Origin of the sequence: Bacillus paranthracis (genome assembly GCF_001883995.1) — a bacterium.
Lineage (GTDB): Bacteria > Bacillota > Bacilli > Bacillales > Bacillaceae_G > Bacillus_A > Bacillus_A paranthracis.
This window is the reverse complement of record NZ_MACE01000049.1, coordinates 703,964-720,323: the sequence shown is the minus strand read 5'-3', so window position 1 is coordinate 720,323 and position 16,360 is coordinate 703,964. Positions and strand designations below refer to the sequence as shown.

19 protein-coding genes are annotated in these 16,360 nt (G+C 34.0%); 14 read left to right on the top strand and 5 right to left on the bottom strand.

Annotation, left to right across the window (positions count from 1 at the left end; genetic code table 11):
* Positions 1 to 108 precede the first annotated feature (108 nt).
* Together BAQ46_RS20680 and BAQ46_RS20675 are read left to right on the top strand one after the other, a co-directional pair.
* A complete protein-coding gene (locus tag BAQ46_RS20680) occupies positions 109 to 1,377 on the top strand; it encodes an MFS transporter (protein ID WP_071742641.1) in 1,269 nt (422 codons plus the stop codon).
* Between the two features lie 105 nt (positions 1,378 to 1,482).
* Complete coding sequence (locus BAQ46_RS20675) at positions 1,483 to 2,007, top strand: DUF4398 domain-containing protein (RefSeq protein WP_000736430.1); 525 nt, start codon at positions 1,483 to 1,485, stop codon at positions 2,005 to 2,007.
* A gap of 40 nt (positions 2,008 to 2,047) precedes the next feature.
* Here the strand turns inward: BAQ46_RS20675 and BAQ46_RS20670 are convergent, their stop codons facing one another.
* A complete protein-coding gene (locus tag BAQ46_RS20670; RefSeq protein ID WP_001050629.1) occupies positions 2,048 to 2,941 on the bottom strand; it encodes a LysR family transcriptional regulator in 894 nt (297 codons plus the stop codon).
* A 160-nt stretch (positions 2,942 to 3,101) separates the two neighbouring features.
* On the opposite strand from BAQ46_RS20670, the gene BAQ46_RS20665 reads away from it, so the two are divergent.
* The 5 genes from BAQ46_RS20665 to BAQ46_RS20645 are packed head-to-tail and all read left to right on the top strand — an operon-like array spanning position 3,102 to position 8,893.
* On the top strand, positions 3,102 to 4,094 hold the full coding sequence (locus BAQ46_RS20665) for an ABC transporter ATP-binding protein (RefSeq protein ID WP_000351824.1): 993 nt from the start codon (positions 3,102 to 3,104) through the stop codon (positions 4,092 to 4,094).
* On the top strand, positions 4,072 to 5,097 hold the full coding sequence (locus BAQ46_RS20660) for an ABC transporter substrate-binding protein (protein ID WP_000714696.1): 1,026 nt from the start codon (positions 4,072 to 4,074) through the stop codon (positions 5,095 to 5,097). Before BAQ46_RS20665 ends, BAQ46_RS20660 begins: the two co-directional genes overlap by 23 nt.
* Positions 5,098 to 5,109: 12 nt before the next feature.
* The gene (locus tag BAQ46_RS20655; RefSeq protein ID WP_071742639.1) at positions 5,110 to 6,780 is read left to right on the top strand and encodes an ABC transporter permease; all 1,671 of its coding nucleotides are present in this window, start codon (positions 5,110 to 5,112) and stop codon (positions 6,778 to 6,780) included.
* Positions 6,777 to 8,039, top strand: a complete 1,263-nt coding sequence (locus BAQ46_RS20650) for an MBL fold metallo-hydrolase (protein WP_071742637.1) — start codon at positions 6,777 to 6,779, stop codon at positions 8,037 to 8,039. Before BAQ46_RS20655 ends, BAQ46_RS20650 begins: the two co-directional genes overlap by 4 nt.
* A 20-nt stretch (positions 8,040 to 8,059) precedes the next feature.
* Positions 8,060 to 8,893: a hypothetical protein gene (locus BAQ46_RS20645; RefSeq protein ID WP_071742635.1), complete on the top strand. Its 834-nt coding sequence runs from the start codon at positions 8,060 to 8,062 to the stop codon at positions 8,891 to 8,893.
* 49 nt (positions 8,894 to 8,942) lie between these two features.
* Here BAQ46_RS20645 and BAQ46_RS20640 read toward each other — a convergent pair whose 3' ends face one another.
* Positions 8,943 to 9,365, bottom strand: a complete 423-nt coding sequence (locus tag BAQ46_RS20640) for a YfmQ family protein (RefSeq protein ID WP_071742633.1) — start codon at positions 9,363 to 9,365, stop codon at positions 8,943 to 8,945.
* A gap of 198 nt (positions 9,366 to 9,563) precedes the next feature.
* Between BAQ46_RS20640 and ucpA the strand changes: the two genes are divergently transcribed.
* The 7 genes from ucpA (at position 9,564) to BAQ46_RS20605 (ending at position 14,606) form a co-directional block, all read left to right on the top strand.
* Positions 9,564 to 10,358 (top strand): SDR family oxidoreductase UcpA, encoded by a 795-nt coding sequence (gene ucpA, locus BAQ46_RS20635; RefSeq protein ID WP_000517016.1) that lies wholly within the window; start codon positions 9,564 to 9,566, stop codon positions 10,356 to 10,358.
* A 211-nt stretch (positions 10,359 to 10,569) separates the two neighbouring features.
* Positions 10,570 to 10,731: a hypothetical protein gene (locus BAQ46_RS20630; RefSeq protein WP_000109006.1), complete on the top strand. Its 162-nt coding sequence runs from the start codon at positions 10,570 to 10,572 to the stop codon at positions 10,729 to 10,731.
* Between the two features lie 161 nt (positions 10,732 to 10,892).
* Positions 10,893 to 11,528, top strand: a complete 636-nt coding sequence (locus tag BAQ46_RS20625) for a cupin domain-containing protein (protein WP_071742632.1) — start codon at positions 10,893 to 10,895, stop codon at positions 11,526 to 11,528.
* A 99-nt stretch (positions 11,529 to 11,627) separates the two neighbouring features.
* Positions 11,628 to 12,719 (top strand): serine hydrolase, encoded by a 1,092-nt coding sequence (locus BAQ46_RS20620; RefSeq protein ID WP_061131102.1) that lies wholly within the window; start codon positions 11,628 to 11,630, stop codon positions 12,717 to 12,719.
* A 50-nt stretch (positions 12,720 to 12,769) separates the two neighbouring features.
* On the top strand, positions 12,770 to 13,411 hold the full coding sequence (locus BAQ46_RS20615) for a DUF3885 domain-containing protein (RefSeq protein WP_061131103.1): 642 nt from the start codon (positions 12,770 to 12,772) through the stop codon (positions 13,409 to 13,411).
* A gap of 158 nt (positions 13,412 to 13,569) precedes the next feature.
* Positions 13,570 to 14,145, top strand: coding sequence for a histidine phosphatase family protein (locus tag BAQ46_RS20610; RefSeq protein WP_000208295.1), 576 nt, complete (start codon positions 13,570 to 13,572; stop codon positions 14,143 to 14,145).
* Positions 14,146 to 14,234: 89 nt separating this feature from the next.
* Positions 14,235 to 14,606 carry a hypothetical protein gene (locus BAQ46_RS20605; protein ID WP_000461770.1) on the top strand — a complete coding sequence of 124 codons (372 nt, stop codon included), beginning with the start codon at positions 14,235 to 14,237 and terminating at the stop codon, positions 14,604 to 14,606.
* A gap of 18 nt (positions 14,607 to 14,624) precedes the next feature.
* On the opposite strand, the gene BAQ46_RS20600 is transcribed toward BAQ46_RS20605, so the two are convergent.
* From BAQ46_RS20600 to BAQ46_RS20590, 3 genes are read right to left on the bottom strand one after another with little or no spacing between them, the layout of a single operon-like run.
* Positions 14,625 to 15,461 (bottom strand): alpha/beta hydrolase, encoded by an 837-nt coding sequence (locus tag BAQ46_RS20600; RefSeq protein ID WP_229132768.1) that lies wholly within the window; start codon positions 15,459 to 15,461, stop codon positions 14,625 to 14,627.
* Between the two features lie 60 nt (positions 15,462 to 15,521).
* Entirely contained in the window at positions 15,522 to 15,851 is a 330-nt protein-coding gene (locus tag BAQ46_RS20595; RefSeq protein ID WP_000545633.1) for a DUF3147 family protein, read from the bottom strand.
* Complete coding sequence (locus tag BAQ46_RS20590) at positions 15,835 to 16,245, bottom strand: MarR family winged helix-turn-helix transcriptional regulator (protein ID WP_000651919.1); 411 nt, start codon at positions 16,243 to 16,245, stop codon at positions 15,835 to 15,837. Before BAQ46_RS20590 ends, BAQ46_RS20595 begins: the two co-directional genes overlap by 17 nt.
* Between the last annotated feature and the right edge of the window lie 115 nt (positions 16,246 to 16,360).

Sequence of the window (16,360 nt, the reverse complement as noted above, 5' to 3'; positions counted from 1 at the left end):
TTTATAATTAAAAAGTTAAATACAATTAAACTTTTTTGTTGTAATAATTGGAAAGTTGATTATATAATAAGTTTAACACAATTTAACTTTTAAAGGGAGAGTGTCAGAATGGAAGATGTAAGTATAGGTCAAACAGATTCAAGAATGAAGGTTGCAACGAGAAATATCATTTTAATGATGATTGGAAAAATGACGTCTTTATTAGGCGCAGGTATTTATACGTTCGCAATGGGGTTATACGTATTAAAGACAACTGGTTCAGGAATGGGGTTTGCTACTACGCTCGTTTGCGGGTCACTTCCACGGATGATTTGTGGACCAATTGCTGGTGCTGTAGCTGACCGTGTGAGTCGAAGATGGCTTGTCATCGGTACAGATTTATTAAGTAGTTTAACGATGCTTATTATGTTTATTCTTGCTACTATATTTGGACCATCACTTCTTTTTATTTATATTTCAGCAGCATTATTATCAATTTGTGCAAGTTTTTATTCTGTTGCATTAACTTCGTCTATTCCTAATTTAGTAGATGAGGGGCGTATTCAAAAAGCGAGTGCTTTAAATCAAACGGCAGCTTCTTTATCAAATATTTTAGGACCAATTATTGGCGGAGTAATATTTGGTTTCTTTTCAATTCAGTCGTTCTTTTTGTTAAATAGTATTACGTTCTTTTTAGCGGTTATTTTGCAATTATTTATTGTATTTGATTTATATAAAAAAGAAGTGGCTGAGAGTAAAGAGCATTTCTTGACGAGTATAAAAGAAGGTTTTTCATATGTAAAACGACAACATGAAATATATGGTTTAATGAAAATAGCATTGTGGGTAAACTTTTTTGCTTGTGGGCTAACCGTTGCACTGCCATACATTATCATACGTACATTGCATTTATCTTCAAAGCAACTCGGAACTGTAGAGGGAATGTTAGCAGTCGGGATGCTAATGGGTGCGATTGCTTTATCAGTGCGTAAAGAAGTGAATAATCCGTTTCGTTCTATTTACACTGGACTGTTTTTATTTGCAGGTTTAAGTTTATGTACAGTCTTTCCGTTGTTAGTTATTATTCCAAAAGTAGCGAGTTTTATTTACTATATTGCATTTATGATGTTAACGGGTATAGCAATTATGATTGTAAACATTCCGATGCAAGTACATATGCAAAAAACGACAGACCCGAGCTACTTAGGGCGTGTGTTTGGCCTACTTGAAACAATTGCGACTGCAATCGCACCGCTCGGTATGATTGTATATGGGTTATTATTAGATATGTTACCAACTAGCATTGTTATGATGACAATAGGCGGAGGTTTATTGTTAGTTGTATTAGTTGGAGTAAGGCAACATATGGCGAAAAAACAAGTGGATGTGTCGGCTTAAAAACAAGAAAATAATAAAAATGACCAAATTAGTATTTTAGTTTTTGAAACTCTTTTTCATGTATGTTACAGTATAGTGAGCAGGCAAAGAAAAGGAGACAACAGCATGAAAAAATTAAGTTTTGTTATGCTTTTTCTATTAGTTGTAATGGCTGGATGTAGTAATTATGACACATATATTGAAACAGGTATGCAATCATTGAAAGATGAAAAATATAGTGATGCAACAATGTGGTTTGAAAAAGCAGAAAAAGAGAAATCAGGAAATGAAGCGAAATCATATAAAGAAATGGCTGAGAAAATGGATCATGGAGCAACAGCATTAAAAGACGGTAAGTATTTAGAAGCGAAAGACATTGCAAATGAAGTGTTACAAATGAAAAAAGACGATGCACTTGAAACAGCTGTAACATCAAATGCAGAGAATATGCTTCAAAAAGCAAAAGATGTAGAAGAGAAAGTAAATGAAAGAGTAGCAAAGCGGAGAAAAGTAGAAGAAGAAGGAATTGATAAACTTATTAAAGCTGTCGATAGTATAGATGATGTGAAAGAAAAAGAGAAAAAAGTTTCAGAAGCATTAGATAAGGCTGAAGAGGCGCAAGCAAAAATTGAAGCGAAGAAAAATAAATAGAGTTATAGCTTAAAAGACTGTCGTGTAAAGCGACAGTCTTTTAATTTTTTGTTGCATAAGAAGTGATGTTATGTAGTAAAAAAGAAATAATTTTAGAATTCCACCTGTCCTCATGATGAATCGTATAAATGTTACGTTGAAATTCAAATTCAGGGATGGGTATGTAGCGTAGTTCATTTCGTTGTACTTCTTGTTCAATAGCAAGTTTAGAAATAAAGGCAACCCCATTACCGTATTTTAAAATTTGTTTCATCGTTTCTAATGAATCTAATTCAATTTCTGATTGGAATGTAATATTATGAGCTAACATCCATTTTGTAAGTAAATCTCTCGTTGTAGATGGATTACGATGTAGTAATATGCGTTCCTTTTCGATATCTTGTAATGATACATTTTCTTTTTTTGAAAAATGATGTTCTTTGGAGAAAGCAAGAACAAGTGTATCAGGCATTACATTCGTCTGTTTTAAAAGTGATTCATCAAACGGTGCTGCTGAAATTACACCGAGATCAATTTCATGATTTTGTAGCATCGTTCGAATTTCAGGAGCTGTTTTTACCATGAGTGTTATTTTTATATTTGGAAATTCACATTGAAATTGATGAACAATTTCTGGTAAAAGATAAGTCGCTGGTACATAACTAGCGCCAATTGTTATAGCTCCTTTATGAAAATCTTTAAACTCTTGCGTGACTCGCCTAGCTTCTTTCATAAGCGCATCTATTTTACAAGCATAATGATGCAATGCCTCACCAGCCTCTGTTAAGAAATATCTTCCAGAACGTAATTCAAATAAAGGTACACCGAGTTCCTCTTCTAAGCTTTTTATATGGAATGTAATAGTAGGTTGTTTAACTCCAAGCTGTTCTGCAACAATCGTGAGCTTTTTGTATTTCTTAATAAGCACTACAATTTCTAATTTTAAGAGATTCATGGCAAGTTGCCCCTTTTTCTTCTAACTATAGAAAAAATCTATAGAAATAAATAGTTTATTAGAAGTTTTTTAATTTAATCTTTACAGTACATTAACATTCAGTATAAATCTTCCATATAGAATGAAAGCAGGTTAAGAGTGAGGGGAGAGAGGTGAAACGATGGATATTAAAATTAGTGGATTAGAAAAATCATTTGGAAAAGTACAAGCGTTAAAGCCGTTACAAATTATGATGAAACAAGGTGAATTCACCACACTGTTAGGCCCTTCGGGATGCGGGAAAACGACATTACTCAGAATGATTGCAGGACTGGAAGAGCCAGATAAAGGTGAAATATATTTTGGAGATACGTGCATGTATTCTTCTTCTAAAAAAATAAAAACATCTCCTCATGAACGTAATATCGGTATGGTATTTCAAGATTTTGCTTTATGGCCACACATGACTGTATTTGAAAATGTTGCATTTGGGTTAAAAGCTACAAAGCAAACGAATCAATTACGGGAAAAAGTAGAAGAGGCAATAAAGCGAGTTCGCTTGCAAGGGATGGAGAAAAGATATCCGCATGAACTCTCTGGCGGACAGCAGCAACGTGTCGCATTTGCGAGAGCAATTGTAACGAAGCCACATTTCATTTTGTTTGATGAACCGCTCAGTGCACTCGATGCAATTTTGCGAGAAGAAATGCGGTTAGAGCTTATGGATATCGTTCATTCCATTGGTTTAACGGCATTGTATGTAACGCACGATCAAACAGAAGCTATGTCAATGTCAGACCAAATTATTGTCATGAAACAAGGAGAAGTATTACAAAAAGGAACACCAGAAGATATTTATGTGAAGCCATCTCATGAATTTGTTGCAAAATTTGTTGGTAAGGCAAATTGGCTTGTAGAGGGTAAACAAATGGTTCGTCCAGAGCATGTGAGCTGGACAAAAAATGAAGTGTGTGAAATGTATACAGGTGAAGTCCAGCACGTTACATATGTAGGAGAGCGTTATGAAGTGAAAGTAAATATGGGGACACTCGGAATATGGACAGCTTATCACAATAGTAAGATAAGCATCGGAAAGCCAGTATCGTTATATGTACCGAAAAAATGTATTCATCATATAGGGGGAGAATCGTATGAAGAAATTCAGTTCGCTTAAGTCGTTATTTGTATGTACTTTATTATTTTCTGCCGTAGTAACAGGATGTAGTTCAAAGACAGGTAATGCAGATGCAAAAAGTAAAACTACGAATGAAAAGAAGATTGTTGTATATAGTGCAGGACCAAAAGGATTAGCAGAAAAAATTCAAAAGGACTTTGAAAAGAAAACGGGTATAAAAGTGGAAATGTTTCAAGGAACAACAGGTAAAATTTTAGCGAGAATGGAAGCCGAAAAGAAAAATCCAGTCGTTGACGTAGTCGTACTTGCATCTTTACCAGCGATGGAAGGATTAAAAAAAGATGGACAAACGTTAGCTTATAAAGAAGCGAAACAAGCTGATAAGCTTCGTTCTGAATGGTCGGATGATAAAGGACATTATTTTGGATATAGTGCTTCAGCGTTAGGAATTGTGTATAACACAAAAAATGTGAAGACAGCGCCTGAAGATTGGAGCGATATAACAAAAGGAGAATGGAAAGGGAAAGTGAATCTTCCAGATCCAGCACTTTCAGGTTCAGCTTTAGACTTTGTGACAGGATATGTGAAAAAGAATGGAAAAGATGGATGGAATTTATTTGAACAGCTTAAGAAAAATGAAGTTACAGTAGCAGGGGCAAACCAAGAAGCGTTAGATCCAGTTGTAACAGGAGCAAAAGATATGGTCATTGCGGGTGTTGATTATATGACGTACAGTGCAAAAGCAAAGGGTGAACCAGTTGATATTGTTTATCCAAAAAGCGGAACAGTTATTAGCCCACGTGCAGCAGGTATTATGAAGGATAGTAAAAATGTAAAAGGTGCAAAAGAGTTTATTGATTATTTATTATCAGATGATGTACAAAAACAAATTTCTAAAGCGTATTTATTACCCGGTAGAACAGATATAAAAGCGGAAAATAGACCAAATGTGGAAGAGATTCCAGTATTACATATTGATTGGAAAACAGTTGAGAAAGAACAAGATGAAATAGGAAAACAATTTAAGAAAGTATTTCAATAAGATGGTGATTACATGGTAAATCGATTTGGATCAGTAAGGCAAGTTGGGATGACGGTAGCGTTGTTACTTGTGGCGATGTTAATCGTCATTCCGCTTTTTCTCATTTTACTTTCTAGTGTATATGAAAATAGTAGTTGGAATTTTTTAAAGCCGTTTGAAGTGATGCAGAGTGGTGGATTAGCTGGGATTTTTCTGAATTCGATGCTTCTAGGTGTACTCGTAGTAATAGGGGCAACTATCTTTGCATTTCCACTAGCTTTCATTATGAGCAAAACAGATGTTGGAAAGCATAGCAAGTTAGATATTGTTTTTATGATTCCATTTATGACACCGCCGTATATTGGATCGATGGGCTGGATTTTGTTCATGCAACCGAACGGATATTTTGAACAGTTTTTTCCGATGCTAAAGACGATTTCATCTTCGTTTTTTAGTTTAGGAGGTATGGTTTTAATTATGAGTCTGCATTTATTCCCATTTCTTTACTTCATGTTGAAGAATACATTACTTCAAATTGGGAGTAGTAAAGAAGAAGCGGCAGCAGTTCATGGTGGAAGCTTTTTCTATCGTTTAAGAAAAATAATATTACCGTTATTAGTATCAAGTTATGTAATGGGTGCTTTACTCATTTTCGTAAAGACGATTGCTGAATTTGGAACACCGGCTACATTTGGACGAAGAATCGGATTTCATGTGTTAACATCAGAGATTCATAAATTTATTTCGAGTTGGCCAATTGATTTTAGTAGTGCAACAGCATTATCTTCTTTATTACTTAGTGCATGTATGCTCATTTGGTATATGCAAAACGTATTAAATCGAAAGTATTCATATGCAATGGTTAGTGGAAAAGGTGTGAAATCTAAAAGGTACACTTTGTCTATATTTGTGCGCGTTGTAGCATGGGTTTATGTAATTGGTTTATTAATCGTATCAATTGGAATCCCGTATTTTTCTATACTGATTGCTTCTTTGTCAAAATTAAGAGGCGGAGGCTTACAGTTACATAACTTTACAACGAGTCATTATGAAGCATTATTTACAATCGGATCTCCAGGATTAGAAGCTCTATGGAACAGTTTTCTTTTTTCACTTATAACAGCGATTATTGCTGTTATGATTGGCGTCTTTTTAGCACTTATGATTCGAAAGGGGAAAAAGTCCTCTGAAAAATGGCTGGATATGTGCGGTATGTTACCGAACATGGTACCAGGAATCGTAATGGTTGTAGGGCTTATTTTATTTTGGAATTCCCCCTATATGCCCCTGTCCATTTACAATACACCAGTCATGGTAATCGTAACGTACGTTGTTCTTTTTTTACCTTATACAGTGCAGTATGTAAAAGCATCGCTCGGGCAAATTGATGATTCTCTCGTGCAGGCAGGAAGTATTTTTTCTGGGAATTATATGTATATTTTTAGAAAAATAATATTCCCTCTTATTATCCCGGGTATTCTTGCCGGATGGGCGATGACATTTACAATCTCGATAAGGGAGTTAGTAGCATCGCTTCTCGTACTACCTCCATCGGTAGAAACGTCAGCAACATTTATTTTTGCTCAATTTGAACAAGGAGAAGTATCTATTGGAATGGCGATGGCTGTCGTTTCAGTTGGACTTACAACACTATGTTTATTACTTCTGCAGCATATGGAGCACAAACGAAAAGGGGTAGCATGATGAGGGTAGAAGTATGGGGAGGAGCGGGAGAATACGGTCGCTCCTGCTACTTCGTAAAAAATAAAGAAACGAAAATAGTATTTGATTGTGGTATTAATCGATCATATGAGGATAGTTATCCAAAAATAGAGAAGGAAGTTGTACCGTTTTTAGATGCAGTATTTTTATCACATATTCATGAAGATCATACGATGGCGTTACCTTTATTAGCGAAGTATGGATATAAGAAAAAAATATGGACAACTCGTTATACGAAGGAACAACTTCCCGCTTATTATGAAAAATGGAGAAACTACAATGTGAAGCAAGGATGGCATGTACCTTATACCGACCAAAATATGAAAGATTTAAATTATGTATATGTTGATGAGATTAGTAATCCGAATGAATGGATACAGATTACTCCTTCATTGCGGTTTCAATGGGGGTATAGTGGGCATGTATTAGGAGCTGTTTGGTTTTTAGTGGATATGAGCCGTACATATGTATTTTATTCTGGCGATTATTCAGCAGAGTCTAACATACTACGAGCGAATTTACCTGAGAAATTACGTGGCGATATAAAAGTCGCAATTGTAGATGCCGCTTATCATACTGATGATGTTTCGCAACATGAACGAGTAAACGAACTATGTGCAGAAATTGAACGTGCTGCAAGGAATAAAGGGATAGCATTATTACCTTTGCCCCCCCTTGGTAGGGCGCAAGATATTGTATTGTATTTATATAAAAAATATAAAGAACTTCCCATTATAGTAGATCAAGAAATTTTGGATGGATTCCAACAGATGTTCGTATATAAAGATTGGATCAAAAATCATGAAGAACTTGAAGAGCTAATGGAGAGTTTAAAAAGAAACGTAATAGTTATGGATGATGACAGCGGTATGCAACATAGTTATGGAATAGTTGTAATGAGTGATGCGAATATGCAAACGAAACGAGCGCAGTTATATTATGAACAACTTCGGAATGAAGAACGAAATTCTATTATCTTTACTGGACATATTGCTAAAGGGAGCTTTGCAGAAAAAGTTTTGAAGGAACGTGTAGGTAAAGAATGTAGGGTGAAGCGAGTTCCATATAAAGTTCACCAAAGTATAAGAGATGTGAAAGAGATGTTAAATACATTATTACCAGAACATACGGTGTTAGTACATGCATTGAAAGAGGATACGGATCGATTACAGAAAAAGCTTAGTACGGAAGGGTATGAAAATGTATATTCACTTACTATGGAACGTATAGAAGTCATTTGAAATGTAAAGGGGATAGGTATATGAAAAAAGTATTTGTATGCGTAAGTATTTTCTTTTGTTGTTTCCTTTATAACGTTAAGGAAGGATTTGCTGCAAGTCCAATGACACCTAGTTTTGAAGTGAAGTTATTATTAAGGCCAGAACAAGTACTAGGTCCTAACAAAGAGATGAAGCAAGATGTACTAGAGCATTTTCAGACTGGTACAAATTATGAAAGAATACAAGTTCAGTTTTTAGATACGGCAAATAAAGATTTAAGTAATGAAGGCTGGTTTGCCAGAATTCGAAAGAAAGAATTTAGTAAAGATTTTGAGCTAACATATAAAAAAAGATACCCGATTCAAAACGGTGTAATTCAAGATGCACTAGTAGTAGCTAAAAAAGATGGATTTGATAGTAAAACTGATAATTATGAGGCAGAAATAGACTGGGGATTTGAGAAGAAAACGTTAAGTATTTCAAATAAGAAAAGCTACAGCGCGAAAGGATATGGAGTACTTGATTTACCAAATGAACGAGACGCCCAAAACATGTTAGTAGAAAAGTTACCAGGGAAAATGAACAAATGGTTGTATACGAATTGGGGAGAAGAGATGTTAAGGGATTCTCGTATTTACGGTCCTGTATTAATGAAAAGGTATACAGGTGAGTTTGAAAATAGTAAAACGAATATTGAAGTTTGGCCACTAAGTAATACAGGGAAAATAGAAGAGGATTTCGTAATAGAAGTGTCGTTTAAAACAAATGAGGAAAGTATAGCAAAAGAAAAAAGAGAATTATTAATGAAGAGTTTAGAACAAAAAGGATGGCTGTTACCGAAAGATAGTTTGAAGACAGAGCTTATTTTTCAGTAAAGAGTAAAAAGGAATCCATATGCCATGGATTCCTTTTTATATATGAGTATTACGCTAAATCAGCTGACACGAGCATATCATTATTTTGAAGGTTTTTAGAACGTAAACTATAAGCAACGACCTTCTTTTTATATTGCTTTACAACATCAACATGCTCTTCATGACTATAAATATAAAATGTAAAATCTTTTTTGCCACGTTTTGCATGAATAATTAAAGGAGTACCCTCATTATGTGGCGGTGCATAATAGCGATCTAAAAATAAACCTTCGTTAAAATCATGAATAATTTTGGATTTTTGTTCGCCTTCTACGTTATTTCCATTGATTGTAACAGTCGCATTCTCTTCTTCAAGTTTTGGATGTGTTTCGTACTTGCTAATAATGGATTCAATAACAGTGTTAGGAAGGCTCGAAACGATAATTTTAAATGCCCCAAATACAACTAACATAACAATAAACCAAGTCGTCATAGTATATCATCCCCTTTATTCTATTTAATAATATAACTCATATGGTAATAGTACATATGGTGAAGTTTTGTATAATTTGTGAAAAATTTTCCTGTTTTTGAACGTTTTTTAACAAATGGAGCTTTGTAAAGAATGAGAGGGAATATTTGGTATGATAAAAGTGTAGAAGCTTTCTATATATTATAAGGGGGTTATGAAATGGGGAAATTAGATGGTAAGGTTGCTTTTGTTACAGGAGCTGCGATGGGGAACGGAGCTGGAATTGCTCATGTATTTGCAGAGCTAGGGGCGAAAGTATTACTTGTTGATATTTCAGAGACAGTTCATGAGACAGCCAAAAATATTGTAAGTAAAGGGTTAGATGCTGCAAGTTATGTAGTCGATGTAGCTGATATGGATGCTGTAAAAGAAGTAGCGAAAGATGCATATGAGAAGTACGGAAAGATTGATGTGTTAGTAAATAACGCCGGTGTTATTCGACTTGCAAATTTTTTAGATATGTCAGATGAAATGCGTGATTTTCAATTTCAAGTAAATATTAATGGGGTATGGAATTTTTCTAAAGCGGTATTGCCATATATGGTTGAGAAAAATTACGGAAAGATTGTGAATATGTCTTCTGTAACAGGAACATTGGTTGCTGATGAAGGTGAAACTGCATATGCAACGACGAAAGCAGCAATTTGGGGATTTACAAAAGCGTTAGCACGAGAAGTTGCAAAACATCATATTACCGTAAATGCAATTTGTCCAGGTTACATTATGACACCAATGGCAGAGCAAATAGCAAATGAATCTGATCCAAATGAGCCGAGTAATGTAATCGATGGAATTGCTTCAGGTGTTCCTTTAGGACGTTTAGGGAAAATTGAAGAAGTAGGTCAGTTAGCAGGTTTTTTAGCATCCGATGAATCAAGCTACATAACAGGTACACACATTGTCATTGATGGTGGTAGTACATTGCCAGAAACGGTTTCAGTGGGTGTAAAGTAAAAGGATTATGAATGAGAGTTTTAGTTCTTTGAATGATAACGCTAGAAGAAATCTGAAAGAGATTTCTTCTAGCATTATCATGTTATGTAATATTATTATTAGAAAAATCAATTTTGTTACAAAAAGTTGAAATCGAAGTATTTTAAAAGAAAAAGGTTTATAATAAAAATATAACTAATAACCACATTACTAATTATAAGGAAGTGTAACTATGAGTACTGTAACAATCGTGTATGGTATTATTCTTTCCACAATTATCGTTTTATTTTTCGTTGGGGTTTCACGTTATATTCATAAATGGAAAGAAGGCGTTGCGAAATTAAATCACATTGAAGAAGAACTTAGTGATTTAATGTTACATCATGGTAAGTAAACATTTATTTTTTAACTAAACAATGTGAAGGATATCACAAAACATGCTCTCCTTATGAAGGCATGTTTTTTTGTTATGTGAATGATTAGGCACATTCATACATTTTTTCCATACGATACAGTGTGAAAGTAGAAATGTTCGGAGTGGAAAAGAGGGATAAAATGAGTAGTTCAGGCTATGTTCCAGATAATAAAAATTTAAAGAAAAGCTCAGGAACTCCAAACCTTTTCTTTGATTCGAGAAAAAATGTCTTTTTTAAAAGGGATGAGAAAAACGTTGCATATGAAGTTAGGTCCACGCAGTTACCAGCAATGATAGGTGGAGCGTTTGTTGATTTATTTATGACAAAAGGGCACATGCGAGAACCACATTGGCATCCGAATGCATGGGAATTGGATGTTGTTGTATCAGGAGCAGCAGTTACATCTATCTTAAATCCCGAAACGAATCAATTGCAAAATTATCATGTGAAAGCGGGGCAAACTGTATTTATTCCAATGGGATGGTGGCATTGGATCACAGCAGTAACAGAAGAAGTACAATTGCATTTGTTCTTCAATAACGATCAGTTTGAAACAGCAGAAGGATCAGACATACTTAGATTAACACCGCCAGAAGTATTTCAAGCTGCATATGGTGTAAGTGCAGAAAAATTAGAGAAGGACCTTTCGCCAATTAAGGAATCAGTTGTAATTGGTCCTCCTAACTCAAATCGACTAAAAGGTGTTAAAAAAAGTGACGAATCAAATATAGTCGTTACGTTAAATGGACAAATAACATCATGTGAAATAGAGTAACTCTTTCTTTTTAGGAAGAGTTACTCTGTTTTGTATAATTTTGTAATTCGGTTTGTTATAATTATGATATAGAAGGGAATGTATGAGAGGGGACATATTGTGAACATATTAAAGATTATAGGAATTGTTGCAGGAGTCATTATAGTAGCCGTTATAGCTTTCTTCGTTATTATGAATTACTATTTGTCAAAAGAAGATCCTGATTACGTATTAAAGTACATAAAAGAACATAAAGAAGATGAAACATGTTCATTACTTATTAAAAGAAATGGAGAAGTATTAACTTCTATAAATGAAAATAAAAAATTGCCATTAGCAAGTATGGCAAAAATCGTAATAGCAGTTGAATTTGCTAAGCAAGTGTCAGAAGGAAAAATAAGTCGTGATGAACAAATTTCATTGCACGAGCTAGAAAAATATTACGTTAAAGATACTGATGGTGGAGCACATCCTAACTGGTTAGAAGATGCCAAAGCGAGAGAATTAGTGAAAAATGGACAAATCGCTTTAGAAGAAGTCGCTAAAGGAATGATTCATTATAGTTCTAATGCAAATACAACATATTTGTTAGAAAAGCTTGGAATAGAAAGAGTAAATGAAAGTATAAAAGAGTTAGAGCTTACTAGTCATGATAAGTTCACTTCTTATACCGCTGCACTATATATGAGAGGATACGTAGAAAAAGAACTTCATATGCCAGAAAATCAGTCATTAAAAACGTTACGTGACATGTCAAAAGATGAATATAATAAACATGTGTTACAAATACAGGAATGGATGAAAGATGAGAAAGAATGGAAAAAGCGGGATATTCCATTAAAAGTAGATATGGAATTTCAGCGAATTTGGTCAGATCGATTAGTGGGTGCGAACGCTAAAGATTATATGAGTATAATGGAAAAGATAAATAGTAGAAATTATTTTCCAAAATCAATGCAAGAAGAGATCGAGAACATTTTTAAAGGAACAGTTAAAAATAGTAAGTTCGAATATGCTGGTCAAAAAGGTGGTTCTACCGCATTCGTATTGACAAAAAGCTTGTATACTACAGATAAGAAAGGGAATAAAGTAGAAGCTGTCATTATGTTTAACGGTATAGAAGATCAAATTGCATATCAAAAGTTGAGAAATAATGTAGACTATTTTATTCGAGATATTATAACAAGTGAGGAGTTTAGAAATAAATTATAATAGAATAATTTTATTATGTAAACAAGATGCTGTTAAAGGTAGGTGTTGAGATGAGGTTGAAGGAGTATATGCTTGCAACGTTTCCAAATTTAGAACTTAGACCACCTCTATTTTATAATGGGGATATGGGTATTCGCTTTAAATTAGGTGTGAACTATGATTGCACTAATATTTATGAAAACTGCCCATATTTAGAAGGCGTTTATAATAGAGCCATTACTTTATTTCAGTTTTTACATTCCAAAACAGATGATATGTATATTGTAGTGGATGTAAATGACTATGCAGACGGTGAAACTTTCAAACACAAATTGAATATCTTTTCTAGGTATGTAAAAGAGAAGTCTGATTTGTTTAAGTTACAGAAAAATACAATCCCTTATGTTTTTCCAGAAGATGATGAAGATGGATTGTATAAAACACATAGATTTACTTTGAAATGTAAAGTTTCAGACTTGAAATACATTCCTATGCTAAAAGCAATTTGTAATCAAGATATGGGAATCAAACCGAGTATTTTTCATAGGGTGTATTTCATAAATGTTAACAAGAATACTATATTTCACATTTATGATGATAGAGGTTGTGATGTATTAGCTACCTCTCCTAATACAATTAGGGATATGTATCATACATATAATGATTGGATATTAGATTACGATCGAAATAAAATCGATAAAGTATTTAATTGAATGTAGTCTATTTTAAATGAGGGAAACACCATATGGGGTGTTTCCCTTTTATTAATATGAAAATCAACATTTAAAATTGACAGCACTTATTATAAAGGTAAAGGGATTTGATGATAATGTATTGAATTTGGGTAGAAACGGAAAAAGGAGATGAATAAATGACAACAATATATTTCGTTCGCCATGCCCATTCTACCTATACAAAAGAAGAACGGGAGCGACCTTTATCTGAAAAAGGACAATTGGATGCAGAGAATGTAACACACTTATTAAAAGATAGACATATTGATGTAGTGATTTCTAGCCCGTACAAAAGAGCAATTCAAACTGTACAAGGAATTGCGAATACATATGATGTATCGATACAAATAGAAGAAGATTTACGAGAAAGGTTATTAAGTTCAGAGTCAGTAACAGATTTTAATGATGCAGTCCAAAAGGTGTGGGAAGATTGGGATTTTGCACACGAAGGCGGAGAATCGAATGATGTAGCGCAAAGGCGTGCTGTAATATGTATGCAAAATATATTAAAAAAATATAAAGATAAGAATATTGTAATAGGAACTCATGGGAATATTATGGTATTACTCATGAATTATTTTGATTCAAAATATGATTTTCGATTTTGGAAAACAATTCGTATGCCTGATATATTTAAGTTGAATTTTCATAATGAAGATTTAGTTTCTGCCGAAAGGATAGAGAATACGGGTCATCAGATAAATAATTTGTAAAAGTTTATCAAAAAAAGAGGAAAGAGAGATGTTATTGTAGAAGTATGACTTTGTAACATAAAAAATATATGTTAAAGGAGGCTGTTTACATGTTTGAGAAAGAGAAAGAAGGGCTTATTGAAGTTCACAACGTATATGAAATTGCACCAGCAGATGGAACAATTATAGGTATGGCAACGGAAGAAGAAATGGAAATTGCTGCTGAGCTAGAGCTGCAGTACTATGCCCATTCTCGTTTGTTAGAAACAAATATTCAGTTAGACGGTTCCTCCTACAAAGAGTTACTTCAGGAGTTCCAGGAGTACGAAAGAAAATCAATGAGCTTTTGGCGAGCAATACATAAGCGTTTAGCTGTGCCATGGGCATGGGTATTACGTATTGACGTTGCGAATGGTCCTATATATGTAAGTAATGGGAATGCGTATTACGAAGAAATCGATGATGAAGAAGATTATGAATAGATAAGTAAGGAAGCAACTTTAGTTGCTTCCTTTTTTTATTCGTACAGATTGAACAGCCTCAATAATAATATCTGGTCGATCATTTTCTATTCCGTGACCAGCATGTTCAGCAAGTATATATTGGCTGTTTATTGAGAGTTGTAATTGTTCATGAATCAGTTCTTGCCACATTGCTTCAAGTTGTGTCGCTTCCTCTTTTTGCATGCCGCCCTCAGTCAACTGAGTAATAGAATATTGAGGGTCTCTACCGATAACGATTAAAGGTACTTCTAATGTTTTATAGAGTTCTTTTATTGAGCGAGCACAATTTTTCCACGTAGATAGTTCAGAAGCTGTCGCTTTATATAATGTAGGAGAGGTAGAAAATTCAATGTACTGTCTTGATTGATTAGCGAGTATTGGCTTTAGTTCATTAGAAAGCATGTCTACATCCATTTTAGAGTATGTATTATATTTTTGAAGCCACATATCATCCGAATCAGTCTGATCAGAAATTGGTAAATGAAGTTCATCTAATCGGTGTAAGTTCATGGATGTAGAATCAACTAAAATAAGTGCTTGCAACTTATCTTCATGTAACATCGTAAAATGTTGTGCGCATAAGCCTCCGTAGGAATGACCAATTAGAATGATAGGCTCGTGAATAGCTAATTTCTGTAGTAACATATGTAATTCTTTTGTCACTTGCCTTATAGTACGCGAATCATTTCCTAGTTCACTTTTTCCGTAACCAGGGCGATGGTAGGAAACGACTGTAAAGTGCTGTGAAAGCTTTTCGATAATAGGAAGCCAATCATAAAATGAGCAAGTCATTCCGGTTTGAATGACTACCGTTTGTTTACTACTTCCTTTTATATATACTTCTATAGTTTGCCCTAATACCTCTACAAGTTTATAAATAATAAACCCTCCTAACTAAGCTTGAAATAATTTTTGACAAGCAAAAACGATACACCAAACGCTTATACCAAACAGGACAGATGTACTAAGTGAAAAAGAGTTTTTTAGACCAATATAGACGATAAATAATAGTAGTGCGGATGCAGGAAATCCATATAATACGCCTATAGCAAATTGACTTAATTCTTGTTTGTTCCCGCCTTCGAAAGAAATCCAAAACAGGCTCAGTAAACTAACGAGAGGAAGGGCAGCGATAAACCCGCCAATCGTACTATAATGTTTAGCTACTTCAGTAATAACACCGATAATAAGTGCCGAAACGATTACTTTAACGAGGAAATGCATACTTTGCCTCCTTCGCTAATAATGAAAAAGCTTTTTCAATTAATTGTTGTTCTTCTTTCGATAACTGCGATTCTAATATTTTTATCTTTTCTTTATCTAATAAAGTATGCTTTTCTAATACTTCAATGCCTTCTTTCGTTAAAGTAAGGTTCACAACTCTTTCATCTTGTTTGTTTCTTTCTTTCATGATATAGCCTTTTTGAATAAGGCGCTTTACGTGTTCAGAAGCTGTGTTATGAGAGAGAGTAAGCTCAGTAGCAACTTTTCCAATTGTTATTTCTTTCTCACGAGAAACGATTTGTAAAATACGAATAGCTTGGTGAGAAAGATTGTCTTCATATTCATATCGTAAGTGATAATAAATGTTCTCCCAATGCTGATTGATGTCTTTCATAATAATAAATCCTCCTGTTTTTATATCGTATATTAAGATATATTCGTTAGTGTAGAAATAAAATCCTTTTATTTGGATAAAAAATGTTGAAAAAGTTTATTTTTATTGAAATATA